Origin of the sequence: Paenibacillus chitinolyticus, from assembly GCF_045038035.1 — a bacterium.
Taxonomy (GTDB): domain Bacteria; phylum Bacillota; class Bacilli; order Paenibacillales; family NBRC-103111; genus Paenibacillus_F; species Paenibacillus_F chitinolyticus_A.
In genome coordinates this window covers 459,303-475,108 of sequence record NZ_CP173427.1, presented here as the reverse complement: position 1 = coordinate 475,108, position 15,806 = coordinate 459,303, and the positions used below count along the sequence as shown (strand labels likewise).

At 54.5% G+C, this 15,806-nt stretch carries 16 protein-coding genes; 1 reads left to right on the top strand and 15 read right to left on the bottom strand.

Annotated elements, in window-relative coordinates; translation table 11 throughout:
* The first annotated feature begins 33 nt into the window (after positions 1-33).
* Complete coding sequence (locus ACI48J_RS02245; protein WP_405081440.1) at positions 34-171, top strand: hypothetical protein; 138 nt, start codon at positions 34-36, stop codon at positions 169-171.
* A 134-nt stretch (positions 172-305) separates the two neighbouring features.
* On the opposite strand, the gene ACI48J_RS02240 is transcribed toward ACI48J_RS02245, so the two are convergent.
* The 15 genes from ACI48J_RS02240 to deoD form a co-directional block, all read right to left on the bottom strand.
* Positions 306-788, bottom strand: a complete 483-nt coding sequence (locus ACI48J_RS02240; RefSeq protein ID WP_405083166.1) for a DsrE/DsrF/DrsH-like family protein — start codon at positions 786-788, stop codon at positions 306-308.
* Positions 789-867: 79 nt separating this feature from the next.
* On the bottom strand, positions 868-1,659 hold the full coding sequence (locus ACI48J_RS02235; protein WP_405081438.1) for a sulfite exporter TauE/SafE family protein: 792 nt from the start codon (positions 1,657-1,659) through the stop codon (positions 868-870).
* A 389-nt stretch (positions 1,660-2,048) separates the two neighbouring features.
* Entirely contained in the window at positions 2,049-2,276 is a 228-nt protein-coding gene (locus tag ACI48J_RS02230; protein ID WP_326052036.1) for a sulfurtransferase TusA family protein, read from the bottom strand.
* A gap of 57 nt (positions 2,277-2,333) precedes the next feature.
* Entirely contained in the window at positions 2,334-3,455 is a 1,122-nt protein-coding gene (locus ACI48J_RS02225) for an MBL fold metallo-hydrolase (RefSeq protein WP_405083165.1), read from the bottom strand.
* 128 nt (positions 3,456-3,583) lie between these two features.
* Positions 3,584-3,979 (bottom strand): DsrE/DsrF/DrsH-like family protein, encoded by a 396-nt coding sequence (locus tag ACI48J_RS02220; RefSeq protein ID WP_405081437.1) that lies wholly within the window; start codon positions 3,977-3,979, stop codon positions 3,584-3,586.
* Between the two features lie 76 nt (positions 3,980-4,055).
* On the bottom strand, positions 4,056-4,634 hold the full coding sequence (locus ACI48J_RS02215; RefSeq protein WP_405081435.1) for a sulfurtransferase TusA family protein: 579 nt from the start codon (positions 4,632-4,634) through the stop codon (positions 4,056-4,058).
* A gap of 412 nt (positions 4,635-5,046) precedes the next feature.
* A complete protein-coding gene (locus ACI48J_RS02210; RefSeq protein ID WP_326052040.1) occupies positions 5,047-6,021 on the bottom strand; it encodes a ring-cleaving dioxygenase in 975 nt (324 codons plus the stop codon).
* 25 nt (positions 6,022-6,046) lie between these two features.
* Positions 6,047-6,496 carry a MarR family winged helix-turn-helix transcriptional regulator gene (locus tag ACI48J_RS02205; protein ID WP_405081434.1) on the bottom strand — a complete coding sequence of 150 codons (450 nt, stop codon included), beginning with the start codon at positions 6,494-6,496 and terminating at the stop codon, positions 6,047-6,049.
* A gap of 228 nt (positions 6,497-6,724) precedes the next feature.
* Positions 6,725-7,726: a hypothetical protein gene (locus ACI48J_RS02200; protein WP_326052042.1), complete on the bottom strand. Its 1,002-nt coding sequence runs from the start codon at positions 7,724-7,726 to the stop codon at positions 6,725-6,727.
* 165 nt (positions 7,727-7,891) lie between these two features.
* Positions 7,892-9,664, bottom strand: a complete 1,773-nt coding sequence (locus tag ACI48J_RS02195; protein WP_405081433.1) for a hypothetical protein — start codon at positions 9,662-9,664, stop codon at positions 7,892-7,894.
* A gap of 294 nt (positions 9,665-9,958) precedes the next feature.
* The gene (locus ACI48J_RS02190; RefSeq protein ID WP_405081432.1) at positions 9,959-10,852 is read right to left on the bottom strand and encodes a Virginiamycin B lyase; all 894 of its coding nucleotides are present in this window, start codon (positions 10,850-10,852) and stop codon (positions 9,959-9,961) included.
* 289 nt (positions 10,853-11,141) lie between these two features.
* Entirely contained in the window at positions 11,142-12,530 is a 1,389-nt protein-coding gene (locus tag ACI48J_RS02185) for an MFS transporter (RefSeq protein ID WP_405081431.1), read from the bottom strand.
* A 108-nt stretch (positions 12,531-12,638) separates the two neighbouring features.
* Positions 12,639-13,235, bottom strand: a complete 597-nt coding sequence (locus tag ACI48J_RS02180) for a TetR/AcrR family transcriptional regulator (RefSeq protein WP_326052046.1) — start codon at positions 13,233-13,235, stop codon at positions 12,639-12,641.
* Positions 13,236-13,595: 360 nt separating this feature from the next.
* Entirely contained in the window at positions 13,596-14,897 is a 1,302-nt protein-coding gene (locus ACI48J_RS02175) for a pyrimidine-nucleoside phosphorylase (protein ID WP_405081430.1), read from the bottom strand.
* A 182-nt stretch (positions 14,898-15,079) separates the two neighbouring features.
* The gene (deoD, locus tag ACI48J_RS02170) at positions 15,080-15,787 is read right to left on the bottom strand and encodes a purine-nucleoside phosphorylase (protein ID WP_405081429.1); all 708 of its coding nucleotides are present in this window, start codon (positions 15,785-15,787) and stop codon (positions 15,080-15,082) included.
* Between the last annotated feature and the right edge of the window lie 19 nt (positions 15,788-15,806).

The window sequence follows — 15,806 nt, the reverse complement described above, 5'->3', positions numbered from 1 at the left end:
CATGCGGCGGACAGTACAGGGGAGCCTCTGTGCGTGGAGAAGCGGCGGCATCTGCTTGAGCACGCCGATCCGTACGGCGGTCAAATCGTGAAGCCGCCGCGGTCTCTCTTTGCACCGACCGGCTTCATGCCTGTACACAGCGCGGACGCACCGTCCGCCGGGCGCAAATAAAAAGGGAAGGAGTCGACTCCTTCCCTTTTTGCCGCAGCCATGCCGTGCCGCCGTATCGCGTACAGTTCCCGGCACGCGATACGGCAGCACCGGACGGTATCAACCCGCCGCACAGCGGCTTCGCTCTTTTCCCGTCAAATAAACAGATTCACCTTCGCCTGCGAGGCATCGCCCAGGTAAGCGGCTACGCCCGCGTACTCGATTCCGTCCAACAGCTCTTCCTTCTGCAGGCCGAGCAGATCCATGGTCATCGTACAGGCGACGAGCTTAATGCCTTGCTCCTGCGCCAGCTCGATGAGCTGCGGAAGCGTCAGCGCATTGTGCTTTTTGAGCACATGCCGAATCATTTTCGGGCCCATGCCCATATAGTTCATCTTGGACAGGCCCAGCTTCTCCGGCCCTCTCGGCATCATCCGGCCGAACATGTTTTCCAGCCAGCCCTTCTTGAGCTTGACCGGCTCATCTTTGCGCAGCGCGTTCAATCCCCAGAAGGTGAAGAAGATCGTCACCTCGTGATCGTAAGCGGCCGCGCCGTTCGCTATAATAAAAGCGGCGATAGCTTTATCCATTTCCCCGCTGAACAACACGATCGTCGTTCCTTCTTTATGCTCCTCCATCATGTCACTCCTTTATACATATACACCTATAGGTATTCAAAATGAGAAAATTTTAGCCGATCCGCAGCGGACCGGCTTTCTACAATAAAATAGGCAGCCATATTTTAACCGCGGTGGCGGCAATGAGAACGATCAATGCGTACCGCAGGTACTTCACATTAATTCGGGCGGAAATCCGGGAACCGAGCGGCGCTCCGAGCAGACTGCCGATGACCGTAAAAATAACCGGAAGCAGCGGGATATGCCCTGCCCCGATTTTCCCGATCACCCCGCCGACCGCGGAGATGAACACAATGGCCAGCGAAGAAGCGATCGTGGTGCGGGTAGGAATTTTCAGCAGGGTCAGCATGATCGGGATAAGAATAAACGCCCCGCCCGCGCCGACGATCCCGGACACCAGACCCACTGCCAATGCGGAAAGTACGGCAAGCGGTTTGTTGAAAACAAGACCGGCCCCTTCCTCCTGCAGCTTTCCCTTGGCCGGGATCAGCATCAGCACCACCGCCAGTACCGCCAACACGCCGTAAATCACATTAATCGTGTCGCCGGGCATATATTTCGAAGCCAGTCCGCCGATCAGGCTGCCCGCAAGCACGCCGCCGCCCATATACAGGACAAGCCCTCTATGCACGAGGGAAGGTCCGTTTTTTCCGCGTCTTTGAAACAGGACACCGGACAAGGAGGCGAAGAACACCTGGAACATTGAGATCGCGGAAACTTCCTGGGCCGTAAAAGCGGCCTCCCCGAACAGAGGAGGGACGAACAGCAGGAGCGGATAGTTAATAATGGCTCCCCCGATTCCGAGCAGGCCCGACAAAAATGACCCGGCCAGCCCCAGCGCCAGCATGATGACCGCTAACAATACATCCATAACATCCTCCTTGTCTCACCTGAAGCAAATCTTTAGCACGGCATTCCGGCGGCGGCATAAATTAGAAGAAAAAAGCCCTATACTTGTGCCGCCGATCCGGCTATAATAAATTAATACCAAGTAATTTAGTTGGAAAAAGGGGTTTTAAAAAATGATCCAACGACTCAAACGGTTATTCGTTTCGGTATGTCCGCATTGCGGGCAGCCCCTCCAAAGCGATGAGGCTACCGCCCACTGCGTAGTTAAAGTCTGCCCCGGCGGTCACTACACCGAAGAAACCTACGGCCATCTGGGTGTCCGTGTTGTTTATACCGATAACTGATACGGGAGTTGCGGAAAAAGCCCGGGAAATCGAGCTTTCAGGGCAGCCTGTACCCGACGCTCCCGTCTTATTTTTTTCTCACGTAAAATGTATATACGCCGTTAGCTTCTTCATGCTTGATCAGCTCGTGCCCGGTCTGCTTGACCCAAGCCTGAAAATCGTTCAGCGAGCCTTTGTCCGTGGACAGAACCTGCATAATGCCTCCGGATTCCAGCGAATCGAGTGCCTTCTTGGCTTTGACGATCGGCATCGGACATGCCATTCCCTTCGTATCTACCGTTACGTTAACTTCCATTTTATAGTCCTCCTCTATCGTTTATCCCGTTAATGATTGCTCTTGTAAAATCTCGTCTTACTTGTCGTGCACGGCACAGCGGTTCGGACCGATCTCCATTTCGCGCTGCTCTTCTTCCGTTGGCGTTATTTTGCCCATGTTGGTTTGCCTGATTTCCTGATAGGAGTTAGGCTGCGGAGGCAGATTCTCCGAAACGGTTTTCCGGAACTCGTCTTCGTCTCCGATATTCAGCCCCGGATTGTGCGCGAACAGATCGCCCAGTCTGGCGGACACTTTTCCGCCTTCGCCCAGCTCGGCAAACCGCCCGAAGTGCGCCGGCAGCACGATCAGCTCTTCGGACAGCTTCTTGTAGCGGTCGTATAACGTGGTGCGCAGATCTGCCACCCAGTCCTCCGCCTTGCCGGCCAGATCCGGACGTCCGATGGAAGCGACGAACAGGATGTCCCCCGTCAGCAGATAACGTTCATCCACCACAAACGACGTGCTTCCGATCGTGTGGCCCGGGGAATACAGCGGCTGAATCTCGATCCGGGTGGAGCCGACCTTAATATCGGCGCCTTCCTCCAGCTCCGAGTAGCCGAACGCCACTTCCTCCGCGTCCTTGGGCGGCAGCCAGTAAGCCGCTCCCGTTTCTGCGGCCAGCCTGCGGCCTCCGGATATATGATCGGCATGAAGGTGCGTATCCAGCACATGCTTGATCACGGCCTGCTTCTCCCGGGCAAAACCGGTGAACACCTCGGTCATCCGCACCGCATCGATCACCGCGGCCTCTCCGCCCGAGATCACCATGTAGGAGAGGCAGCCTTTGCCGATCCGGACGAATTGGTAGACGGCTCCTCCGTCTTTCAGATCGCCCACCTTCACGGGCTCCAGATGCTCGCTCCACGATTTCATCCCGCCGACCAGGTACGAAACATCGGAGAAACCGGACTCCACAAGCTGCTCGCCCACGAATTTCGACGAGCCTTCTTTTGCGCATACGACCAGCACTTGGCGGTCCGTCGGGATTTTATCCGTTACGGCTTCCACCCCGTCCAGCAGCTCGAAATAAGGCACATTCAGCATATCGACCCCATTGCCTTCGATTTTCCAATCGGCAAAGTCGCTTTCATTGCGTACATCCAATACAAAAAGGGGCTTATTATTAAGAACCTTCTTCGCCAGCGCGGCGGCCGTCATTCCTTTAAGCCGCCCTTCCTCTTGATTTCCCGTATTCATCCGTATAGCCTCCCTGCTCTTGTAAGTGATTCATCGTTTTAATGATCCAACCCGTTAGTTGTCTGGACAGGAAGTGCTCTCCCTCTTCCTCAAAAGGTCAAAGTAACGTCCGCGTCAAAAGCAAAATCAAGGAACGCCGCGGCTCCGCCGACCTCAATTCCATTCACGAAATCTTCCGCAGTCAGCCCCATCACATCCATCGTCATCTGGCATGCGATAATCCGTACGCCCAACTCCTGCGCCATACCGAGCAGTTCCCCGATTGACGGAACGTTAGCCTGCTTGAAGCCTTCCGCCATCGCCTCCTTGCCTTCCGGCAGCGGAAGCTGCTTATGCAGGTCCTTATGAATCAGGTTCAAGCCCTCGAATGTGAAAAAGATGCCCACTTCCGCGTCGGTTGCGGCCGCCGCCGTGGCGAGATTGAACACTTTATAGGCGTCGAACATGCCGCCGTTGGATGCGATAATCGCTACTTTTCTGTTCATGGTAAGTTCCTCCCAAGATGTTGGATTTAAATTCGTTAAAATTTCACGTTGTAAAAGGCTTCACGCCGGCCGGGCGTCAAATGCCCGCCGACTTCTCCAGCGGACCCGTCCAAGCGGACATGCCCGGAAGCACGTTGCGGATGTGCTTAAAACCTTGGCGCTCCAGCAGCTGCGCGGCCATATCGCTGCGGCTGCCCGTCCGGCAGACGATATACAGCTCTTCGTGCGCATTCAGCTCGCCGATCCGCTGCTCCAGTTCTCCCAAGGGGATGGATACCGCCCCCGGTATGTGCCCGAATGCATATTCCGCAGGTTCGCGTACATCGAGAACGTTGGTTAGCGGCTTCTCCCGCAAGCACTGCTCCAGTTCATCGTTGGTTGCCGTATGCGGAAATTGCCGCTCTTCCTTGACCTCGGCAGGATCGGATTTGCGGATAAAATGGTGCAGCACCTCTCCCTCTTCGGTAGAGCCCAAGTACTGGTGGCCCGTCGTTTTGGCCCAGCTCCGGATATCGGCCAAAGAACCTTTGTCCGTTGCCTGAATCTCCAGCACCTGGCCGGAAGCCATCTGTTCCAGAGCTTTCTTCGTGCGTACGATCGGCATCGGGCAGGCCAGCCCTTTGGCGTCGAGTATTTGATGAGTTTGAATATTCATAACGTTGAATACCTCCCTGATGTTATTCCGCGGCGTCCTAACCTCCGTCGTTCTGTCTCCCCGGGTTCAACCGGGACTTTTATCGGCGGATCGAATTTTGTTTTATACTCATACCCGTATGGGTATATTGATACTATAGCTTGTTTCCGTTTCTTCGTCAATCACGGTACCCTTGGTTAAGTTTGTAAACGGCAAAAACCGCGTCGGTCCGCTGAAGAACGGTAGTAAGGGCCGCCGAATTTGCATGGGATGAAAAATTCATTTCAAATGCCGTGCCGGCACATCGCGCCTCCTCGGTTATAAACCCAGAGCCCGTATCAGCCGACTGAACTCAAAAAAGCCTCCCGATGAACCTTTCGGTCCAAAGAGAGGCTTATACAAGGCATTCGCTGCGATAATCAAACCGGCGGGCTCAGTCCGCTTTCGTGTGGAGCGGCTTCAACCCCGCTTCAATCTGCGGGCGCTTGGATTCCAGAAACGGCGGAAGCGCCAGCGATTCACCCAGATGACGGATATCCTCGTCGGTGTCGAAGCCGGGTCCGTCCGTCGCAAGCTCGAACAGAATGCCGTTCGGTTCGCGGAAGTACAAGGACCGGAAATAAAACCGGTCCACGAAGCCGGAATTCGGGAAGCGAACCTGCCGGACCCGGTTGATCCAGGCGCGCAGCTCTTCCTCGTTATCCACTCGGAAAGCGACATGGTGTACGCCGCCGCGGCCGAGCTGTTCACGGGAGAGATCGTTCCTCTGCTCGATATGAACCTCGGCCCCGCTGCCGCCTTCGCCGGTTTCGTACACGACGATATCCGGCTGTCCCGGCACGTCTGCCGCGTAGCGGCCTTTTTCGCGGAAGCCCAAAAGTTCCGTCAAAACGATCACCGTCGGTTCCGGGTCCTGTACCGTCAATTTAACGGGCCCAAGTCCGAGGATGCCGTATTCGGCGGGAACCGGGCTCCGGTCCCATGGCGTGCCGCCCGCGACCCCTTTGTTGTCTTGGTCGGACACAAGAATCAGGCGCTGGCCTTCGAAATCGCGGAAAGCCAGCGTCGCGCGTCCCGCACGGTCTTGAATCTCGTCGTGGTCGACGCCGAATTCGGCGAACCGCTCTTTCCACCAGCTCAATGCTTCATCGCCGGCAACCCGCAGGGAAGCGGCCGAAATGCTGCTAACCCCTTCGCGGTTCCGCGCGGCCATCGGAATTTCGAAGAACGTCAATTCCGTTCCGGGATTGCCTTTCTCATCCCCATAAAACAAGTGATACACGCTGATATCGTCCTGATTGACCGTCTTCTTCACCAGACGGAGTCCCAGAACCTTCGTGTAAAATTCGAAATTTTCCGGTGCTTGCGCCGTGATGGCCGATACGTGGTGGATGCCTTTAAGTTCCATGATGATGCCCTCCCCGGTTATGTTGTCAGGATTGTTTCTGGACTTTTTTCAGCAGCTCCAGAAGCTGCTTCTTCTCTTCCCGGTCCAAAGCGCCGAATTGGGAAGCCTGAAACTGTTCCTGCTGCGGAACGGCCTCGTCAAACAAAGCTTGTCCTTCCGCCGTCAGCGAAATATATTTGGTCTTCCATTCCTGCTCGCGTCTGATCCAGCCCAGTTCCTCCATTTTACTCAACAGCTGTGTAATATTTCCCTTGGTGACCAGCAGCTTGTCCGCCAATTCCTGCTGAGTCAGCCGCTCGTGCGAGCCGACCTGAGCCAACACATCGAACTGCGCGGCCGATAAGTTCCAGGCCTTCAAATGCTGGTTGGACTGCCGGATGCTCTGATTGTACACGCGGGACAACCGGAACCAGATCAGCACCCCGAGCTTTTCCTCCTGCTTGAAAAGGAGCGGCTCCTTCTTATTCTTTTCCATCGGCTCACCTCGCTTCCGTTGATGATTATAAGTTTATTACTAAACTGATAAAAAGTCAACGGTCTCCCCCCCCCCCCGGCCTGCGGGCAAACTAAAAACCGTTCCTGGACGGAACGGTTTTTCAGCATTTATTAGCGGTTGCGGGAAGAGGGCAGCTAACTGTCTGCTCCGATTTTCCCGCCCCCTACTATGGGCTTCCTTTCGGATTTAGCCATCCCCGCGCTTCCCCTAGCCGCTTTTCTTGCCGCGCTTTTGCTTCTTCGATTCCTGCTGTTCCGGGTGCGGCGAGTTAACTACCACTTTCACTTGAACATCGTGCCGGGTTTTAACGGTTGGATCAAGACTTGCCGCCATACGATGGATGGCATCGAACACAAGCCCCTGGTCCATCAGTCTTTTTACTTCATCCAGATCGATTGACTCCGCAGAAGCTTGCCTTGTTACGTGTACCGAAGAAGGCTGCGCCTCAGCTTTCTCGTCTCGCGGCTTTTTTTCCTTTTTCAAACCGGCCGCCAGCATCGCTCGTTCCATCTGAGCACGTACCGCTTCGACCTGATCCTCGATCTCTTCTCCCGGCTGTACCTGCCCCAATTCATAATAGAGAGGGAGGGAATCGAGAAGGCTCTCGATTTCGTCCATCTGTGCACGGATCGGCATAAGCGTATCATGTACGTTGATCAGATCGGACAACTGTTTATCTTCTATGACTTCAATTAATGTCATCTGGGTGATCAGTCCTTTTTCAATCTCACCCAGCTGATATTTTGCAGACAATGCTTGTACTCGCTTCAATAACTGATTTCCCTTTGTCTGGAGCTGAGAAAGAACGCTTTCGTTCTCCTGTTCCATGGCACTCAACTTTTTAATCTTTTCTTCAAGGGAACTGAAACTTTTTTCCAGGTCCCCCATGTCTTTTTGAATCATTTTTATTTGATCGAAACTATTGTTATTCTTAAAAATGGTTGCTATTCGTTTTCTCAGTTCTTCTAGTTCTTCCCGGGCTTCCTGTATTTCTTCTTTTATCGGGCTCAAATTTCTCTCCGTTGCTCGGCCTCTATATAAATCCATAAAAGGCCGCATCATTCCCTCCAGACGAATGAGCTCTTCTTCAAGCTCGTCCGCTTTTTTGCTTAATTTTCGTTGATCGATTAAGAGTCCAATAACACCCATGGTTATAAAAATGACCATAATAACAACTAGCCAGAGCAAAATTTTCCCTATAATAGACATTTTACTTCCTTTCTAGAATTCGGAATTCTACCCATTCAGGCTTTTAACCGTCAGAATGTAATACATATAGGGCCTTTCAGCCGCCGTTTGCACCAGACCAGTCATTTTCGAGGCGGGTAACATCTCGGCCGCGTCCTGCTGCAGTTGTGCCGATACGATGCAAAATCACTTAAAATTCACGTTGATCACAACACTTTTTCTTTCCTCTTCGTCCTCGTATTCTTCCTGCTGGTCGGCGATTTGCTCGACGCGCGCGCGGTAAGCCTGGATATCGGCGGACATCGCTTCCGCCTCCCTTCTGAGCCGATCAAGCTGGATAGGAGGACTGCTCATCCGACGGTCGATCATTTCTTTCCGGTCATGAATTTTGTATTTCAAATCCCCGAGATCGCGGGAGTGCAGCGCTTCTTCCAACCCTTCCGACGAAATAAACGACACCGTCTCCTGAAAATCCATCCAGCAGGCATGGACGCTCTCCCTCAGACCGTTCAGTTCCTTATTGGCCGCTTCATACACCTGAAGGAGGGCATGTTTCTTTTCGGCCAGCTCGTACTGCTCCATCAGAGCGATGAGTTTTTTACCGCCCTCGTTAAAACGTCCTTCCGCCAGCAGGTTTTCCACCTCGGGAAGCTTTTGAGTAATTTCACGGGACAAGGCCGTAAATTGATCGAATTCTCCGCGCATAAACGACCAGACGGATTCTGCAAAATACGCTTTTACCCGTTTCAGCTCTTCCTTAAAGGCCGATTCGGGATAATCCAGCTCACGCATGCCGCTTTTCAGAAGCCGGAGCGTTTTGGTCAAGCTTTCCCTCAACTCTGCCAGTTCTCCCGCCGCGATGACCGAATGTTTGATCAGACCCGTCACGTCCGAGGAAATGCGTGCGGCTTCCCGGATCCGGCCTGCGTTAAGCGCCTCCAGCATCGCGGCCGAGAGCGCCTCCGCACGATCCAGACTCGCAAAGGAAGTCAAATCCGAGGAGTTCAGTCCGTGCTCGCGTATGGAGCGGTTCACGTCATCCCGGGCGCTCCCTATCTGACCTTTGAATTTCTGCTGCCGGTTATGCAGCTCAGGCAGCTCCGCAAGCAGCCGTTCGATCTCGGCGAGCTGCTCGCGTTCCGGCGCAAGGTGCTCCTGCACGTCAATAAAATCGCTCATCTGCTCCCGGTCGATGATCCCGATCCGCTTTTGCAGACCGAGCAGTTCCTCTTCTACATCATCCACCCGGTAGGCGGCCGAACGGTCCTTTGCTCTGGCCAGAAGGGATTCGATTTTCGCCTGAAGCTCCGATACGACTTTGTCGTTCTGCTTCTCCAGCTCGCAAAGCCTGTCTATGCTCCCTTTCAGACTGCCGTATACCCCTTGATACTGCCTCAACAGTACCCGGCATTCTCCCATCGTTTCTTCCATCGTTTTGACATTGCCGATAAAAGAAATCTTGATTCCCGAAATCATGGCCGTCATCTCATCCAGAATGGAAGAAACATCTTTCATTTCGGCTTCTACGGGGCGGATGCGCTTTTCGGCCGAAGGCCCTTTGTACAGATCGGCCAGCAGCCCGAGGCGCTCGCTGTCCCGGTACAGCTCCGTGGAATAAGCCTGCGCTTCCCGGAGCAGCTTCTCCTTCCTCTTCCCCTGCCGGAAAACACGAATCGACTGATAGATAACGAAAAGGATACCCGCAAAAATCCCGAGTTCCTTGAGCCCTATGTGATTCACGTTCTCATCCTTTTCAGGTGCCGCCAGATTCATACCGTCCGCCAAGAAAGGCGTGCCCCCGCCCGCTTCCCTTATGGTGCTTGACTGCACGGTATAGCCGTGAACGGCCGAAGTCCGGAAAGACTCTGCCGCCGCAGCTTCCGGGGTCATAAACGAGGTATAGGCCATTCCGGTCAAAAGGGAGAACGCAAGCAGATTGCGTGTCCACATATTTTTCATGATAAACCTCCGCAAATGTTGGATGGGCCCTTGTATCCTGGTGCATTTCCAGATCAGGGCCCGAATGTGAGAAAAAGGCTCATTTTGGCATCTCTCTTCATTAAACCATAGGATACAGGCACAATTGCAGTAAATAAATTCCATAATACGAAACCTTTTTATAAAAAAATCCACCCCTAACCCGCCTGAATTTAGGGACTTTACCCCTGTTTTAGCCCCTTCTTACAGCAACAAAAAAAGAGATCACCGCTTAGGCGCAGTGATCTCCTTTTCCCGTGCTTCGTCTTTACGAATTCAAAACGGACGGACCGTTAACCGGCCGATCTGGCCGCTCTCCTGTGCAAACCAGACGGCGCCGTCAGGCCCGACGACAAGCCCGTGCGGCTCCGCCTTCTCTCTGGGGATCGCATATTCCGATATTTGACCGGTGGTAGTGATTCGGCCGATCTTGTTGCTTCCCCATTCCGTAAACCACAAATCCCCCTGCGTGCCTGCGGCAATCGCATGAGGCCTTGCCCCCGGCTCCGGAAGAGGGTATTCGGTGATCCCGCCCGTTGTCGAGATCCGCCCGATCCGGTTGCCGTTAATCTCGGCAAACCATAAGGCGCCGTCCGGGCCTGCCGTGATACCCACCGGGCCTGCCTGTCCGCTCGGGAGCGGGAATCCCGTTATCTCCCCCGCAGAAGTGATGCGTCCGATCCGGTTGCCCTGATTTTCCGTGAACCACATCGCCCCGTCCGGGCCTCGTGCGATAAAGGAAGGAAAAGCGCCCGGCTGGGGAAGCCCGTATTCCGTAAGCGTCCCGTCCGCCGTGATCCGCCCGATTTTATTTCCCGTCATTTCCGTGAACCACACGGCTCCATCCGGTCCCTCGGCAAGGCCGAACGGCCCGGAATCCGCCGCGGGCAGCGGGAATTCCGTGATTTCACCCGACAGGCCGATCCGCCCGACTATACCGGCTTTATACCCGCTGAACCATAACGCCCCGTCCGCTGCCGATATGATTATGGAGAGACCGGCTTCTTCGGCGGTCACCGGATATTCCGCTATCGTCCCGTCCGGCGCCATACGGCCGATCCGGTTTCCTTTCTGCTCGGTAAACCAGATCGCTCCGTCTTTGCCGAACGTCAACCCGTACGGACCGGAATCCTTATCCGGCAGCACAAATTCCTCAAACGTGTAAGACATAGGGGAACCTCCTGCAAAAACATGATAGGCGTAGTTTTGCATAAGCTGAGTTACTTAGGTGCTTTTCCTCTTTTCCTCCACTATACCGTTCCCGCAGGGCCAAGGTCAGCTAAAAAACGGATTCAACCGTTTTTTCCGAGTTTTTGCAGGAAATGAATCGTGCAAGGCTCCATCTCCACGAGGCTTTGTCTTCACACGAAGGAGATCAGAGCTGAAGCCGAACGCAAAAAACCGGAATCACGCCCTAATGGGCCCATTCCGGTTTTTTTCACTACCGCCGCGCAAGCTGTTAAGCTTCCGCTTTTCTAGGAGCCGTACCGCCCGCTGCCGGAGCTCTGCCGAACCGGTAGAAATAAATACCGGCCGCCGCGAGAACGAGGACAGCAAGCCCCAAGTAAATGTTGCTGTACACGGAAGCCCCCTGGTACAGATTGAAGGGATTCCACGTCACCGTCGCCCCGTTGTCCAGGAGCTTGCTGTAAATAGCAGACGAAGACGCGATTCCGATAAAATTCATCATGGCCATCAGCCCCATCCCTACGCCGACCTGGTCTCTGGCCAGAGACCGCGAAATGGTGTTGGACAGCGCAATCTGCATGAACGTCATGCCTACGTTGCCGAAGATGAGCAGAGCCGACACGAGTCCGGGAAGAGCGCCGGACAAGGAAGAAAGCAGAACAAAACTGATAAACAGCAGAGAGGAAGCGAGATACACGAGAAAGGAGTTGCCCTTCTCATCCGCCAGCCTGCCCCCTCTGAGACCCATCATGGCGGATGCGGCCGCTCCCGGCACCATCATAAAGCCGATCATGCCGGGCTCTATATGATTCACGTGCGACATAAGCTGAGGGATCAGGAACGATAAGGAAAAACCGAGACCTACAATGATCAGGGAAACGACCAGGCCCGTTACGTAATGTTTATTCAAAAACAGCCGGGGCTGGATAAACGGCTCCTTCGCCTTCAAGATACGGAGAATAAAAAGTCCGAGCAGCACGATTCCGCTGATTACGGTGATCCAGCCGCCGTTCGTGATGCTCAGCAGCAGCAGGCTGACGGTTCCCGCCAGCAGGGCCCCGCCCCAAGCATCGATTTTGCCGGCCGTGCCGCGCTTGTCATCGAGCAGCTTGCGGTAAGACGGCAGCGTCACCAGCGTGAGCAGCGACAGGCAGAACAGCCAGCGCCAGTCCGCTACGCTCATGATCAGGCCCGACAGCACCGGTCCGAGCGCGTTGCCGAGCGCCATCCCGATAGCCGAAATGCCCAGGGCTCTGCCGCGGGTCTCCGGCGGGAAAAACCGGATCGGGATAATCATCGCGGCCGCGGGAATTACCGAGGACCCCATGGCCTGGAAGCCCCTTGCCAGAATGACCATCCAGTAAGCGGAGGCCGACAGGCCGATGACGGAGCCCAGCGCAAAAACGATCAGCCCGAACGTGATCAGCCGTTTTAACGGATACTTATCCGCGAGCTTGCCGTAAATGACCGAGCCGATGGCGTAAACCAGCATGTAGATGGAAGCCACCCAGCTGACCTGGGCCGAATTCAGATGAAATTCCGCGCTGATCTGCGGCAGTACGATATTGAAAATCGAGGCGTTCATGACCGAAATGACCAGAGTGAACGCCAGAACCCGCATAATTTTATCGCCGGTTGTTTTCTGTACAGCGGTTGACACGGCTTTCGCCTCCCTAAAAGTGCAAGTGATATCCGAATACTTCGGTTAACCTCATTGATTATAAAAGCTATGTATGTTTGTATTCACTAACATATCGGACGCAAAAAACTAAGGAGTAAGTCCCCCGACGAACAGCTTTACACTTTCTTGGATAAAATCGTCGAGCGCAACATCGGCGAACGTCCCCTCTCCCCAGCCTTCCCGGTTATTCATAAACGCGCCGTAATTCATCCACATGAACGAGACCGCCTGGAGATCGGGATTCGTCGAGACCATTTTTCCCCGCTCCGCCATCTTCACGAAATAGTCCGTCAAAAACTCTCTTAAATGGCGGGGATGCTTCTGCGTCTTTTCCCGGAAACCGGGCAAGCTTCCCGATTCTCTCAGGCTGATCTGGATCATTTTGCGGTTGCGGTTCATGATTTCGTGGTAGGTCCGGCTGATCAGGAGAAGATCGGTTTCCAGCTCCCATACCAGCTTTTCCGTAAAAAGCTTCTGCATCTCCCCGGCGTAATGAAACCGGTCGAAGGCGGATTCGAGCAAATTCTGCTTGCTTCCGAAGTGCCTGAACAGCGTCATTTCGCTTAGTCCCGCGGCGGCCGCGATTTCTTTGGTCGTGACGCATTTGTAGCCTCTATCCGCTATGAGATCGATAGCCGCCAGCAGCAGTTTGTCGGAGCTGCTTGAGGATGAGCTGCCGCTCATGCTTTCCCCTCCTTCTGTATCTGTATGTTTCTTCCCGTTAAGGAGAACAAATGATTCGTTATGTTTGTTAGTACTCACTATCATTTCGTCTCATTCTATTCCCCTTTCCAATTGTTGTCAACCGGAAAATAAGAAACGGCCTTTCCCTGTTTTTTAGCTCGCGCAAAACCGAAACACACGTTGCGGCGCAGCGCGGCGGTCTATCGAACCTGTGACCGTCCGCCCCGATACATATTCGCGCAGCGCACAAAAAAACCGCCGCATCCCTTATGATGCGGCGGTTTCTTCGGCCTGCGGCCGGACTGCAGCCGATTTTTCGATCAGCCGTAATTCCGTAGAATTCCAAGCTTCTCGCGAAACCTACTCCGTCACGATATCGTGAATGAGGACAGGCGCTTCAGCGTGATCCGAGATACGGATGTTGTCGTAAATCATAGCGATCACATCCTCCACGTTTTCACGGTTGGCGTGGATCGTTACGAGCGATTCGCCCGTTTTAACACTCTCGCCGATCTTCTTGTTCAGCATAAGACCGACGGCCAAGTCGATCTGCGATTCCTTCGTGGCGCGTCCCGCTCCGAGCAGCATAGCCGCCGTACCGATTTCATCGGCGACGATTTCGGCTACGACACCGTCTTCGCGAGCCGGCACTTCGATCAGGAACTTCGCTTTAGGCAGCTTCTCGGGATTGTCCACGACCGACGCGTCCCCGCCCTGGTTGGCGATGAACTCCTTGAATTTCTCCAGCGCCTTGCCGTTGCGGATTACTTCTTTGAGCTTCTCTTCGGCTTCTTCCAGGGAAGAAGCTTTGTTTGCCAGGAAGACCATTTGTCTTCCCAGGGCGAGGCAGAGATCTTCCAGATCCTTCGGTCCTTGGCCGCGCAGCGTATCAATGGCTTCCCGAACTTCCAGTGCGTTGCCGATGGCGGCGCCGAGCGGCTGGCTCATATCGGAAATAACGGCCATCGTCTTGCGGCCTACGTTATTTCCGATGCTGACCATGGCGTGCGCCAGTTCTTTCGCGTCCTCGGGAGTTTTCATAAACGCGCCTGCGCCCGTTTTGACATCGAGCACGATAGCGTCCGAGCCTGCGGCGATTTTCTTGCTCATGATGGAGCTGGCGATGAGCGCGATGGAATCTACGGTCGCCGTCACGTCGCGAAGAGCGTACAGCTTCTTGTCGGCAGGCGTAAGGTTGCCGGTCTGTCCGATCACGGCGATTTTGTGTTCGTTCACCAGGCTCACGAACTCGTCCTTGGAGATCTCCACGTGGAAGCCTTCGATAGCTTCCAGCTTGTCGATGGTGCCGCCGGTGTGGCCCAGACCGCGTCCGGACATTTTTGCAACGGGAATATCCAAAGCCGCTACGAGCGGAGCCAGCACCAGGGTCGTCGTGTCGCCCACTCCGCCCGTGGAGTGCTTGTCTACTTTAATGCCTTCGATCGCGGACAAGTCAATCGTTTCGCCGGAGTTGACGATTGCCATCGTCAGATCGGCCCGCTCGCGCGCCGTCATGTCCTTGAAGTAGATCGCCATCGCCAGTGCGCTGACCTGATAGTCGGGAATATCCCCTTTCGTGTAGCCTTCGATAATAAAGTTGATTTCTTCCGTCGTCAGTTCCTTGCCGTCACGCTTCTTCGCAATCAAATCGACCATTCTCATCGTCTTTTCTCCTCGCTTTACCAGTAAGTACTCTTAACTAATTCCTATTCACGGGATGCCGGTCCTAAACCTGTGTCCCGTTTATCCGTCATCCGTCTTTCTAAATGTCTTCTTTGTCTTGGATTGCCGTGTTTCTGTCCTGAAAACCGAGCCGTATTCAAATCCCCGGCGTCAGTATCGTCCTACAGCGAAATCGCCGTATCCAAAGCCACTTCCATCATCTCGTTGAAGGTCGTCTGCCGTTCTTCCGACGACGTTTCCTCGCCGGTCAGAAGGTGATCGCTCACGGTCAGAATCGTCAGAGCGTTCACGCCGAATTTGGCCGCCAGCGTGTAAAGGGCGGTCGTTTCCATCTCGACGCCGAGCACGCCGTAATCCATCAGCTTCTGCACGGCCGTCTTGTCGTCGCGGTAGAAGATGTCGGAGCTGAAAATGTTGCCGACGTGAAGCTTAAGCCCCTTCTCCACGCCGCGCTCGTAAGCGGCCTTAAGCAGCGGGAAGCTCGCGATGGGAGAGTAGTCGAAGCCGCCGAAAACATGGCGGTTCGCACTCGAATCCGTGCAGGACGCCTGGGCCAGGATCACATCGCGGACCCGGACATGCTCCTGCATGGCTCCGCACGTACCGACGCGGAACAGGTTTTTGACGCCGTACTGGCTGATCAGCTCGTTGACGTAAATACTGATCGACGGAATCCCCATGCCCGATCCCTGCACCGAAACCCGCTTGCCCTGGTACGTGCCCGTGAAGCCCAGCATGCCGCGGACTTCGTTGTAACAGATTACGTCAGACAAGTAGGTTTCCGCGATATACTTCGCTCTCAGCGGATCGCCCGGCAGCAGGATCGTTTCGGCGATGTCGCCCGGTTTTGCACCAATGTGAACGCTCATGAACGTGTACCTCCGTTAT

What these genes read in the sequence shown, in the direction of transcription:
- ACI48J_RS02240 (WP_405083166.1), bottom strand. Translation starts at nt 788, where the DNA reads ATGGAGGAGCATAAAGAAGGAACGACGATCGTGTTGTTCAGCGGGGAA.
- ACI48J_RS02235 (WP_405081438.1), bottom strand. Translation starts at nt 1,659, where the DNA reads ATGGATGTATTGTTAGCGGTCATCATGCTGGCGCTGGGGCTGGCCGGG.
- ACI48J_RS02230 (WP_326052036.1), bottom strand. Translation starts at nt 2,276, where the DNA reads ATGGAAGTTAACGTAACGGTAGATACGAAGGGAATGGCATGTCCGATG.
- ACI48J_RS02225 (WP_405083165.1), bottom strand. Translation starts at nt 3,455, where the DNA reads ATGACGGCCGCCGCGCTGGCGAAGAAGGTTCTTAATAATAAGCCCCTT.
- ACI48J_RS02220 (WP_405081437.1), bottom strand. Translation starts at nt 3,979, where the DNA reads ATGAACAGAAAAGTAGCGATTATCGCATCCAACGGCGGCATGTTCGAC.
- ACI48J_RS02215 (WP_405081435.1), bottom strand. Translation starts at nt 4,634, where the DNA reads ATGAATATTCAAACTCATCAAATACTCGACGCCAAAGGGCTGGCCTGC.
- ACI48J_RS02210 (WP_326052040.1), bottom strand. Translation starts at nt 6,021, where the DNA reads ATGGAACTTAAAGGCATCCACCACGTATCGGCCATCACGGCGCAAGCA.
- ACI48J_RS02205 (WP_405081434.1), bottom strand. Translation starts at nt 6,496, where the DNA reads ATGGAAAAGAATAAGAAGGAGCCGCTCCTTTTCAAGCAGGAGGAAAAG.
- ACI48J_RS02200 (WP_326052042.1), bottom strand. Translation starts at nt 7,726, where the DNA reads ATGTCTATTATAGGGAAAATTTTGCTCTGGCTAGTTGTTATTATGGTC.
- ACI48J_RS02195 (WP_405081433.1), bottom strand. Translation starts at nt 9,664, where the DNA reads ATGAAAAATATGTGGACACGCAATCTGCTTGCGTTCTCCCTTTTGACC.
- ACI48J_RS02190 (WP_405081432.1), bottom strand. Translation starts at nt 10,852, where the DNA reads ATGTCTTACACGTTTGAGGAATTTGTGCTGCCGGATAAGGATTCCGGT.
- ACI48J_RS02180 (WP_326052046.1), bottom strand. Translation starts at nt 13,235, where the DNA reads ATGAGCGGCAGCTCATCCTCAAGCAGCTCCGACAAACTGCTGCTGGCG.
- ACI48J_RS02175 (WP_405081430.1), bottom strand. Translation starts at nt 14,897, where the DNA reads ATGAGAATGGTCGATTTGATTGCGAAGAAGCGTGACGGCAAGGAACTG.
- deoD (WP_405081429.1), bottom strand. Translation starts at nt 15,787, where the DNA reads ATGAGCGTTCACATTGGTGCAAAACCGGGCGACATCGCCGAAACGATC.